13 protein-coding genes are annotated in these 9,020 nt (G+C 68.8%); 8 read left to right on the forward strand and 5 right to left on the reverse strand.

The window, feature by feature from the left end:
* Nucleotides 1-121: 121 nt before the first annotated feature.
* From WHI96_RS26825 to WHI96_RS26835, 3 genes are all read right to left on the reverse strand, one after another.
* On the reverse strand, nucleotides 122-685 hold the full coding sequence (locus WHI96_RS26825) for a Fic family protein (protein ID WP_345645318.1): 564 nt from the start codon (nucleotides 683-685) through the stop codon (nucleotides 122-124).
* Between the two features lie 439 nt (nucleotides 686-1,124).
* Nucleotides 1,125-1,616, reverse strand: coding sequence for a hypothetical protein (locus WHI96_RS26830; RefSeq protein WP_349302482.1), 492 nt, complete (start codon nucleotides 1,614-1,616; stop codon nucleotides 1,125-1,127).
* A gap of 114 nt (nucleotides 1,617-1,730) precedes the next feature.
* Nucleotides 1,731-2,423, reverse strand: a complete 693-nt coding sequence (locus tag WHI96_RS26835) for a thermonuclease family protein (protein ID WP_345645312.1) — start codon at nucleotides 2,421-2,423, stop codon at nucleotides 1,731-1,733.
* 203 nt (nucleotides 2,424-2,626) lie between these two features.
* Between WHI96_RS26835 and WHI96_RS26840 the strand changes: the two genes are divergently transcribed.
* From WHI96_RS26840 to WHI96_RS26850, 3 genes are read left to right on the forward strand one after another with little or no spacing between them, the layout of a single operon-like run.
* Nucleotides 2,627-3,436, forward strand: a complete 810-nt coding sequence (locus tag WHI96_RS26840) for a hypothetical protein (RefSeq protein ID WP_345645309.1) — start codon at nucleotides 2,627-2,629, stop codon at nucleotides 3,434-3,436.
* A 46-nt stretch (nucleotides 3,437-3,482) separates the two neighbouring features.
* Nucleotides 3,483-3,605: a hypothetical protein gene (locus tag WHI96_RS26845; protein ID WP_345645306.1), complete on the forward strand. Its 123-nt coding sequence runs from the start codon at nucleotides 3,483-3,485 to the stop codon at nucleotides 3,603-3,605.
* Nucleotides 3,606-3,640: 35 nt separating this feature from the next.
* Entirely contained in the window at nucleotides 3,641-4,828 is a 1,188-nt protein-coding gene (locus WHI96_RS26850; protein WP_073578377.1) for an IS701 family transposase, read from the forward strand.
* 182 nt (nucleotides 4,829-5,010) lie between these two features.
* Here the strand turns inward: WHI96_RS26850 and WHI96_RS26855 are convergent, their stop codons facing one another.
* Nucleotides 5,011-5,253 carry a hypothetical protein gene (locus tag WHI96_RS26855; RefSeq protein ID WP_345651168.1) on the reverse strand — a complete coding sequence of 81 codons (243 nt, stop codon included), beginning with the start codon at nucleotides 5,251-5,253 and terminating at the stop codon, nucleotides 5,011-5,013.
* 202 nt (nucleotides 5,254-5,455) lie between these two features.
* On the opposite strand from WHI96_RS26855, the gene WHI96_RS26860 reads away from it, so the two are divergent.
* The 5 genes from WHI96_RS26860 (at nucleotide 5,456) to WHI96_RS26880 (ending at nucleotide 8,385) form a co-directional block, all read left to right on the forward strand.
* Nucleotides 5,456-5,809 (forward strand): DUF732 domain-containing protein, encoded by a 354-nt coding sequence (locus tag WHI96_RS26860; protein WP_345651166.1) that lies wholly within the window; start codon nucleotides 5,456-5,458, stop codon nucleotides 5,807-5,809.
* Between the two features lie 29 nt (nucleotides 5,810-5,838).
* Complete coding sequence (locus WHI96_RS26865; RefSeq protein WP_345651163.1) at nucleotides 5,839-6,321, forward strand: hypothetical protein; 483 nt, start codon at nucleotides 5,839-5,841, stop codon at nucleotides 6,319-6,321.
* Between the two features lie 229 nt (nucleotides 6,322-6,550).
* Nucleotides 6,551-6,724: a hypothetical protein gene (locus tag WHI96_RS26870; protein ID WP_345651160.1), complete on the forward strand. Its 174-nt coding sequence runs from the start codon at nucleotides 6,551-6,553 to the stop codon at nucleotides 6,722-6,724.
* 354 nt (nucleotides 6,725-7,078) lie between these two features.
* Nucleotides 7,079-7,321 carry a hypothetical protein gene (locus WHI96_RS26875; protein WP_345651158.1) on the forward strand — a complete coding sequence of 81 codons (243 nt, stop codon included), beginning with the start codon at nucleotides 7,079-7,081 and terminating at the stop codon, nucleotides 7,319-7,321.
* 683 nt (nucleotides 7,322-8,004) lie between these two features.
* Nucleotides 8,005-8,385 (forward strand): hypothetical protein, encoded by a 381-nt coding sequence (locus WHI96_RS26880; RefSeq protein WP_345651155.1) that lies wholly within the window; start codon nucleotides 8,005-8,007, stop codon nucleotides 8,383-8,385.
* Nucleotides 8,386-8,421: 36 nt separating this feature from the next.
* On the opposite strand, the gene WHI96_RS26885 is transcribed toward WHI96_RS26880, so the two are convergent.
* Entirely contained in the window at nucleotides 8,422-8,652 is a 231-nt protein-coding gene (locus WHI96_RS26885; RefSeq protein WP_345651152.1) for a hypothetical protein, read from the reverse strand.
* Nucleotides 8,653-9,020: the final 368 nt, after the last annotated feature.

Genomic DNA, 9,020 nt, shown 5'->3' on the forward strand with positions numbered 1-9,020 from the left:
GCCGAGCTGAAGAACTGGAAGGTTCTGCGCAAGATCAGATCCTGCCCGGCCCGGGCCGCCGAGCTCGTCGCCGCAGTTCAGACCCTCATGATCGCCAACGGATGATCAGGTTGGCAAAGGCTCAGTGGCCCACAGCCATACGCACAAGCGGATCGAGATCGTCGTCAGCGTGGACGAAGCGCTCCCAGGCCGAGAGCTTGTCGCGAATGAGGTCCGCGCCCTCGGGTGGCGCATATACGATCTCCCGTGTGGCCGGATTGGCGATGCGCGTGCCGGGCACCGCACGAACGGCCATCTCCCGGCCCTGCAGCTCGGAGCATATTCGAGCAGCAATCACAGACGTGAGCGGCCGGCCCCTGATCGACTCAACCCCTGCGAACAGCGCGCTCCGGTAGCGCAGCGCTTCCTTGGTGGCGTGATCTCCCCCACCAGAGTCGGCGTGCTTAAACAGCTCATCGGCCGTGGTCACGATGTTCTCGATCTCGGAGCTAGCCTGCGCCTCGAGAAGTGGGACAGCATGGATCAGAATGTTGGGATTGGGCAGCAACTGGCCGGCCTGAGCGAGCGTCGCCAGCGCTGTTCGGGCTTCGATGGTCGCCTTGAGCACGGGCTTCGGCTCGAGGTCGAGTCCGGCCGGCGGCAGCGGGGGCAGATCGTTGAAGGGAACGTCTGGGCTCCAGGACACGCGTCAGCTCCTTCAACTCATCCGCGTCACGCGTTAAAAATCTCGGATGAACCTAACACGTCGGTTGGACATGTCAGGTCTGGCGACGTATCCACGTCACGCGTCGCCCGTCTGAGCCGGCGCTGCCCGCACCCAAGCCTTGAACTAGAGGAGCCCGCCCCGCCGTCCCCGAAGGGATGCCACCTCGACACCGCGCCGCCGCCCTCCCGGACGGCGGCCCGACAGAATCTAGACGAGCCGCATGCGCAATGCCTTGTCCGGAAAACGGTCGCCTGCATGTCGGCGCTGCTGGTCATGCCGGTCACGGTGCGCTGCTGCTGGGGGCGGTGACCAGCACGCCGCGCGCCTGCCACCGCCACGGCCCGCAGGCGGCGACGATCGGCGGCACGCGCCCACCGGCGGTCAAAGGGATCGGACCGCAGGTGGGCGCGCTCCGCGGTCAGCTGGCGGCGCTGGTGTTGGTCGGCACGGGCGGCGCCACGGTGGGCTCCGGGGTGCCCTCGTCGGTCGGCTTCGGGGCGAGCGTCGTCGGCGGTGCGGTCGTGACCGGGGGCGTGGTTGGGTCGGGGCTGCCTTCCGACGGAGCCGTGACCGGCGGGGTGGTGACCGGCGGGGTGGTGACCGGCGGGGTGGTGACCGGCGGGACCGGCGGGTTCGCCGTCGGCGGCGCTGGGGCGGTCCCGCTCTGCGTGCACAGATACTGCTTCGACGTGCCGATCTGCGTGCAGGTCAGCACGATGTTGCCGGTGTTCGGTCGGGTGCCGGGCACGGTCGGCGGCGCGGGCAGCGCGATTGTGGGCAGGGGCGGGATCGTCGGCCGCGGCGGCTGACTGGCCTGCGCTTCCTGGCATGCGGTGAGCAATGCGACGGCGGCGAGGACACCGGCGATGCCGGTGGCCCGGTGGGCGCGGGCATGGAGCTGGAGGCGCATGTCAATCACGACGTGCGGCGGCCCGCCCGGTTCGCGACCGTTCGGCGCAATCCGGTGCAGAGCCCGCCACTCGGGACTCCGAAGGCAGGCCCACGGCCCCTGGGCCGCCGACGCTCAGCACCACCACTTGCGTGCGCAGTACCCGCCGGTGAGTGCCCCGTCGGGCATGTTGTAGTTCCCGCCGTCGGTGTCGACGTACACGTCGACGTCGCTGCTGCCACCGCTCGTCGTCGGACCTCCGCAGTCGCGACCTGCAGGCGGGTTCGCGGCGAGGTCAAGATCCTTGCCGTAGAGCTGGTCGATGTAGCTCTGCGGGGCAGGGTTCTTCCCCTGAGCAACTCCGGTGTAGTCGTAGGGGACCAGGAACAGGCCGAGGTCGATCTGCTCATCCCCCAGCTTCACGTAGCGCAAGTGGCGGCCCTGCCCGTCGGTGTCGACACCGGGTGCCTGGACCAAGACCACCGGCTGGTTGTACTGGTTGCTCAGCTGGCTCTCGGTGATGGACTTGGCCGCGTCTCCGCCGTAGGTGCCGACCTCGCAGGAGTCGACCCCGAGGAGTCTGATGGTGCGCCCGTCCGTCGTGGTGAAGGTGTCGCCGTCGATGACCTCGGCAACCGTGAACTGCTCGCCGGGCTCCGCAGGTGCCGCGACCGGCGTAGCCCGCGCGTAGGAGGGCGCGGACTGCGTCGTAGTCGGGGCAGCTGACGCAGTGGTCGGGGCCGCCGTCTCCTCCTCGTCGTCGTTGTTGCATGCGGCGAACAGGGCGCCGATGACGACGAGCGAGGCGAGCAGCGACTTCCCGGACACGGTGGTGCCTTCCTAGGCGGTGGCGCCGGCGGTTGTGCCGCAGGCGGTATGCCGGTCGTATCAGGGCCAGGCGGGCCCTTGTTACGAGTCGGGCATCCGGGTCATCACGGTTGATGATCTGACATCGCGGACCGGCTGATCGGCCTAACGGCGTAACCGGGGCGGCGATGTCCTGGGAGGAGTGCTCGCACCGGCTGGGAGGCATGATCACCGTCAAGAAGAAGGCTCGTCCGTGGCGTCGGATCTACAAGTTCGATCTGCTGCTGGACCCCCTCGTCATCGCTTGTGTCGTCACCGTCGTCATGCAGCGACTGCTGCGTTCAGTGCCGCAGCTGTTCCCCGGTGGCGCGCTGCTCGGCGATGTCATCGCAGCTCTGGCCCTCTCCTTCATCGGGGCGTGGTTCTTTAACCTGCTAGTGATCCGTCTGCCGAAGGTCCGAGACAAGCGTTCGTTTGCTGAAGTCTCCGGTCATCTGCTGGCGGACTACAGCTTGACCGCGGTCAAGATCTTGCAGGCCATGGCCGCAGAGACCGGTGCGCCTCCTCCGCCCAGACGTCCCGACCAGCGCTACCTCAAAGACTTGCTGTCGCGGGTTCGCCCTATGGACATCGCCCCCAAAACCGATGTGGCTGGCACCAAGTTTAATTGGCTCCAGTTCACGAACAGCGAGATCGAAGACAGCGCGTCCCTGCGAAATCGACTTCAACCGTTCTTCCCTCAGCTCGACGTCGCGACGACGGCAGCGATTGCAGCGGTCGAGAACTGTCACATCTCCAGAATCTCTCGAGTTCTTGCAATGTCGCCCCCCATGAGCAATCCGGATCTCAGTGGATTAGCCGATCTATATTTGGACCTATGGCGCGCCTGCACCGTGGTTGGCGACCGGTACCTGATCGAGATCGCCCCGCTGGTCAGCCAAGACGAGCGGATCGACATCGACCGGCTTGAGGGGGCGCCCCCTCCTCCCCCACGCGACGGAGAACGACGTTGGGTCCCCATGACCACGCGCTGAGCGATTCGCCGAGTCACCTAGCCCCGACCAGCAGCCCGGAGCCATCATGAGCGACCCGAACCAGCCACTCGGCGACCTGACCCATGCTGACGTCGCCCCTGGTGGGCTCTCGTTGGTCGTGATCTACACCGAGCAGTTAGTACTGCAACGGCGTTTCGGCGTGTCGTGAGAGGCTGATCCGGGTTCGGCGGTGATGATCGCCGGGTGGTGGATCTTGCTGGATGGGTAGCGGCGTTGGACCAGGTCATCGCGTCGATCGGGCCGCGGTTCTTCCGTCGTGAGCCCCGCGCGCGGGCCGGGGCGTATGTGCGCGGCCTGCTGGCCGGGTTGGAGCGCAAGAACGGGTGGACTCTGGCCGAGCATGCGGGGGCGGTCTCGCCGGACGGGACGCAGCGGATGCTGCGCACCGCTGACTGGGACGTCGACGGGGTCCGCGACGACGTGCGCGACTACGTCCTCGACGCCCTCGGCGACCCCGCAAGTGAGGTGTTCGTGGTCGACGAGACCGGGTTCATCAAGAAGGGCCTGCGTTCGGCGGGAGTGCAACGCCAGTACACCGGTACCAGCGGCAAGGTCGACAACTGTCAGCTCGGGGTGTTCCTGGCCTATGCCAGCTCGAAGGGGCGGGCGCTGATCGACCGCGAGCTCTACCTGCCGACCTCGTGGACCGAGGACCGGGACCGCTGCGCCAGAGCCGACGTGCCCGATGAGGTCGGGTTCGCCACGAAACCCCAGCTCGGGCTGGCGATGCTCGACCGCGCCCACGCCTGCGGGGCCCTCACACCCCGCTCGTGGGTGACCGCCGACGAGATCTACGGACAGAATCCGACCTTCCGCACCTGGCTGGCCGACCGGGAGATTCCGTTCGTGCTGGCCACTCGCAACGACGACGTCCTGACCAGCCCGGACGGGCATCGCCGCCAGGCCAAGGTCCTCGCCACGATCGCCGGCGCCCGCGACCCCGACACCGGCCGCAGCGGGTGGGAACGGCGCCAGGTCGGCGCGGGCGCGCACGGAGAGCGGATCTATGACTGGACCACCGTCGCCCTCGACCCGGCCGGCCTACCCCACGGCTGGGGACACTGGCTGCTCGTGCGCCGCCAGACCGAACCCGGGCAGGGCAAGACCACCCGGGAGCTGGCGTTCTACCGCTGCGCCGCCCCCGCGGCCACGCCGCTGCGCGAGCTGGTCCGCGTCGCCGGCGCACGCTGGGCGATCGAGGAATGCTTCCAGACCTCCAAGAACGAAGCCGGCCTCGACCACTACCAAGTCCGCTCCTACCGAGCCTGGTACGCCCACATCACACTGGCCATGCTCGCCGCCGCCTACCTGTCCGTCACCCGCGCACAGGAGGCCGAAAAGGGGGATCTCCAGCCGAGCGGACCGGCCTGATCCCGCTGAGCGGCAACGAGATACGGCGTCTGCTCGCCACCCTCATCCTCACCCCAGCCGCCTGCCTGGCCAGCACACTCGCCTGGTCCACCTGGCGCCGACGACGCCAGCACCAGGCCCGGACCTGCCACTACCGCCGCCGCGGCCAACGCCCACCAGCCTGACAAAACGCCGTTGCAGTATTAGAAGCCTGCCGCGAGTTCTACACCGCCCTGGGCCTGCGCCTGGTTGAGGAGCAGCACGGCGCTGGCCCGGTGCACTACTCGACGACGATGCCCGGCGGGCTCGTGCTTGAGCTCTACCCAGGCAAGCCCGACCGGACCACCGGGCGACTCCGGCTCGGCATCACCGTTCTCACGGGCTTCGACCAGCCGACCGGCCGTGAGCTGCGCACCGACCCGGACGGCCGCGTCGTCGACCTCCACGTCGTGTCGGGCGGGGACGGGCCCGACGGGCGGGGACAGTCGATACCGTGAAGACGCAGGACTCCCGCCCCTGATGGGAGGGGTTGCCAGCGGGCCAGCGGCAGTCGGCCGAGCGGGCGGGCAGGTAGGTCCAGCGGCGCCGGCTGCGACGGCACCTCCCCCGCCCCTCACAGGCGGCCACGCGGACCGCCAGGATGCCCAGGTGAACCGCTTCGTCCGACTCGTCCCACTCGCGTTCCTGGTGCTGCTCGCCGGTTGCGGTGGCGCTGAGCAGCCCGCGCCCTCTCCGAGCACCTCGTCGCAGCCGGCTGGCCTCAGCTCGGCCGAGCAATCCTTCGTGGACCAGGTCGCCAGCATCGCGCCGCCGCTGGCGGACACCCCGGAGCGGCTCGCCCGACGCGGCGGGACCACCTGCGACTCGCTCGGCGACGGCCGGCCCCGTGACCAGGTCGTCGACCAGGCTGTCGAGCGGTTCTCCGGTGGCACCTACACGGTGACCACCGATCAGGCCGCTGCGATCGTCGACGCCGCCGAACGGACCGTCTGCGTCAAGTAGCCACCATCCTTCATCGAGAGGACTGCGCTGTGCTCTACCGCATCACCCCGCCGAACCCCGTCACCTGGTGCGACATCACCCATCGGACGATCGGGCTCGCCAAGCAGCACCCTGAGGCGGATCTCGACCGCTTGGATTGGTTGCCCGCAGAGAGGCCGCTGAGCGACGACTTCCTACGCCTCGCGGTCCGGTACGGCGTTGCAACCACCACAGGCATCGCGGTGGCTGCGATTGACCTCGCTGAGCTCGGCCGCGCCGCCGAGATGCGTCAGCTGCAGGTCGACGGCGATCAGGCTCGTGCGGAGTTGTATGCCACTCCGGTCATGCAGGAACTCGACCGCATGTTCCCGGGGACGATCCAGACCGGTGCCGCCCTGGACGTGAAGGTGCGGGCCAGCATGGAGCGAGCTGCCGAGGACTCTGATCGAAAGCTCGCTGAAGCTCTTGAAGCGCCTGCCCAGCAGGAGCTCGTCGACCACTGGCGCCGACTCGGCGGTCATTGCGCCGCCTGAGCTGCTCTTCTACCCGTTCTTTGGGCCGGAGCGGCGGCAGCTGTTGATCTGCGCGCGGTTCGGTCGGGGGCAAGGGACGCTCTACCCCTTGCCGCCGGCCGGGCCGGGTGCTGACCGACTGGAAGCTGCCGCGGGTGTCCTCCGCACCCAGCCGCGCACCGCAGCCGACCGCACTTGAGCCCCGAGGAACACCCGCTCTTCGCGCGACGCCTCGACGACGCTTAGCTCCATGAGCTCCGTCGCCGTTGTCATCCTCGCCGTCATCGCGGCGGCCGCACTCGTCGCCGTCGTGCTGGCGGTCTGCGGCGCCGTGGAGAACATCCGCGTCGCCAAGCACACCCGCGTCGACCCCCGCGCCGACCGAGCCGCCCAGAAGGCAGCACGTCGCGAGGTGACCCGATGACGGTCCTGGGGACGGTGCCGGCCGGGGCGTTCAGCCGGTGCGCGTGGTGCTGCGGGTCGCTCCCCACGCCCTTCGACCGGAACATCCTCCCCGGCGGAGGAAGGCCCGCCGTAGGGGCGGGGTGACCCGCTCATCTCCGGCGGGAAGATCGCGACCCGCCTCGTGACCGGTATCGGTGACCAGGCCGGGCAGGTCACCGCCGCCGCGACGCGATGGCCGCCCGGGTACGGGCGCACTGTCGGCGGTCGACCCGGCCGCGCCGCTGTCCTCGTCGACCGTGGCAGCGCTGTCCGGGACGCGGATCATCTCCGGTGCGGCCGCCGCGACCGCCCCTCGGGCGTCGTGTCGTCGCCGGTGGCGGACCTGACCGCCGCAGCCACCACGACCATCCGGGGCGGGGACCCGGCCACCCTCGTCGCCGAGCTGCGCGCGCAGACCGCCGCGCTGCACGGGATGCGCGGCGACCTGCTGTCGTCCGGCTACGGCCCCGACATGCTCGACCGCCTCGACAAGCTCCTCGAAGCGTTCACCGCCGACGGCGCGGGTGAGAAGACCCAGCTCCTCCACTCGCGGGCAGTTCTGGGGGCGTTCGGATGACCAGCGGCATCGGACGGAGCGCCCCTCCCACCGCCGACCGGTTAGATCATCAGGAACAGGTACTGCCGGTAACGACCAGCGACTGTGATCCGGTACAGCGAGCGTGCTTCCTCGCCGCACCGTCGTCGCCGTTCTCGCTGCCGCGCTCGCCCTCGGCGGATGCTCATCCGCCCCACCGGAGTACCGCATCCTTGTCACCGAGCCATCGAGCAACATGAGCTCGGACGGCCAGCTGTTCCTGCACTGGTCCTGCGATGGTTCCATGGACCCGGAGACCCGCTATCAGGGCTTTCAGGACGCGCAGTGGCGGAGCGAGTCCGCTGCGCTCGGGGCTCAGCTGCTCGACACTCGAGTGACATGCCCGCCAGGCTCTCTACTCACCGCACAGGTGGACGCCGCCGTGCGCGAGATCAGTCGACCAACGCAACTTCGGTGCGAGGTGTTCGACGGTGACGGCCAGCGAGTCGCCGACGAGACGATCACTCGTGAGACGGGTTCATCGGACCCGGTGTGTCGTGTCCCCGTGCCTCAGTAGACGGACCACCGCACGCCTTCACCTATCTCCCGTCTTCATCAGAAGTGATGATCCGGGCAGACAGCTCGGAACGGTCGATCTCAAGACACCGACAGGCCAGATGAGACGCGCGGGAACCGCCACGCGCCGACCGGGGTGAGGACTGATCGTGGGCAGACGGGCGAACTTCCGCATCCAGCGCGAGCTGGCGCGAGCCAACGAGCTCCACGAGCGCGCCGAGGTCATGCGCCGCGCCGCCATGACCCCGCAGCAGCGCGCCGAGGCCGACCATGTCCTCCACGTCCAGCAGGTCCGCGAGACCGGCGAGACCGAAGCACGCCAGCGCGCCAACCAGATCCTGGTGCTCGGGTTCATCGCAGGACTCATCATGGCCAGCCTGACCGCCATGGGCTGGCTGTTCTTCGTCGTCCTAGCCGGCGCCGCAATGTGGGCGTGGTCCGCGAAGCGCTCGCGGATCCTGGCCCTCAGCGAGGAACTGCAGAACATGCCCACGCCGTGGGACGAGAAGCGGCCTGCCTCCGAGGCGTGACCTGCGCTCACGACGGCCGGCCCTCCGAGTCCAAGGTCAGGACCGCTTGAAGGTCTCGCGGAGTCGCCGTAGTGCGCGTTCGCGGGTGTCGACGTCTGTCGCTTCGACGAATCGGCGAGCCAGTACGTCCACCAGCTGGAGCTGCTCCATTTCCCGCAGGACGACGAGCGCGGCGGTCCGCCGGTCTTCGGGGGTCGTCACTCCCGCGTGGCCTCGCAGGATGGCTTGGGCGCGGTGCAGCGGCATCGGCTCGCGCGTGTCGGACATGGCCCCCCCTGTGGACGTCGTGGATCGATGACGGCTGCGGGGGGAGCGCGACCAGGTGGGGACACTACCGGCTAGCAAGGGCCATCGCCTCATGGTCGGTCTGGCCTGTGTCCCGGGCGTCAGCTCATTGGTGAGGGGCAGTCATCAAGAGTGATGAGGCGTCGAAACGCCCTCATGATCGCCTTCGAAGCAGCGGCTGAACGGGTCAACAACGACTCGTCCAGTTAGCGGAGGTCGGGGACTGTCGACGACGGGCTGAGACTGACCCCCTGACGTCGGATTGGGATTGACCCCTTCTGGACGACGCTGAGGGGGTGTTGTCGGTGGAGGACTGGGCCGAGATCCGTCGTCTACATCGGGCGGAGGGT

Origin of the sequence: Pseudonocardia tropica, assembly GCF_040105315.1 — a bacterium.
Taxonomy (GTDB): domain Bacteria; phylum Actinomycetota; class Actinomycetes; order Mycobacteriales; family Pseudonocardiaceae; genus Pseudonocardia; species Pseudonocardia alni.

What these genes read in the sequence shown, in the direction of transcription:
- WHI96_RS26885 (WP_345651152.1), bottom strand. Translation starts at nt 8,652, where the DNA reads ATGTCCGACACGCGCGAGCCGATGCCGCTGCACCGCGCCCAAGCCATC.
- WHI96_RS26845 (WP_345645306.1), top strand. Translation starts at nt 3,483, where the DNA reads ATGAGCGACCCGAACCAGCCACTCGGCGACCTGACCCATGCTGACGTC.
- WHI96_RS26830 (WP_349302482.1), bottom strand. Translation starts at nt 1,616, where the DNA reads ATGCGCCTCCAGCTCCATGCCCGCGCCCACCGGGCCACCGGCATCGCC.
- WHI96_RS26870 (WP_345651160.1), top strand. Translation starts at nt 6,551, where the DNA reads ATGAGCTCCGTCGCCGTTGTCATCCTCGCCGTCATCGCGGCGGCCGCA.
- WHI96_RS26840 (WP_345645309.1), top strand. Translation starts at nt 2,627, where the DNA reads ATGATCACCGTCAAGAAGAAGGCTCGTCCGTGGCGTCGGATCTACAAG.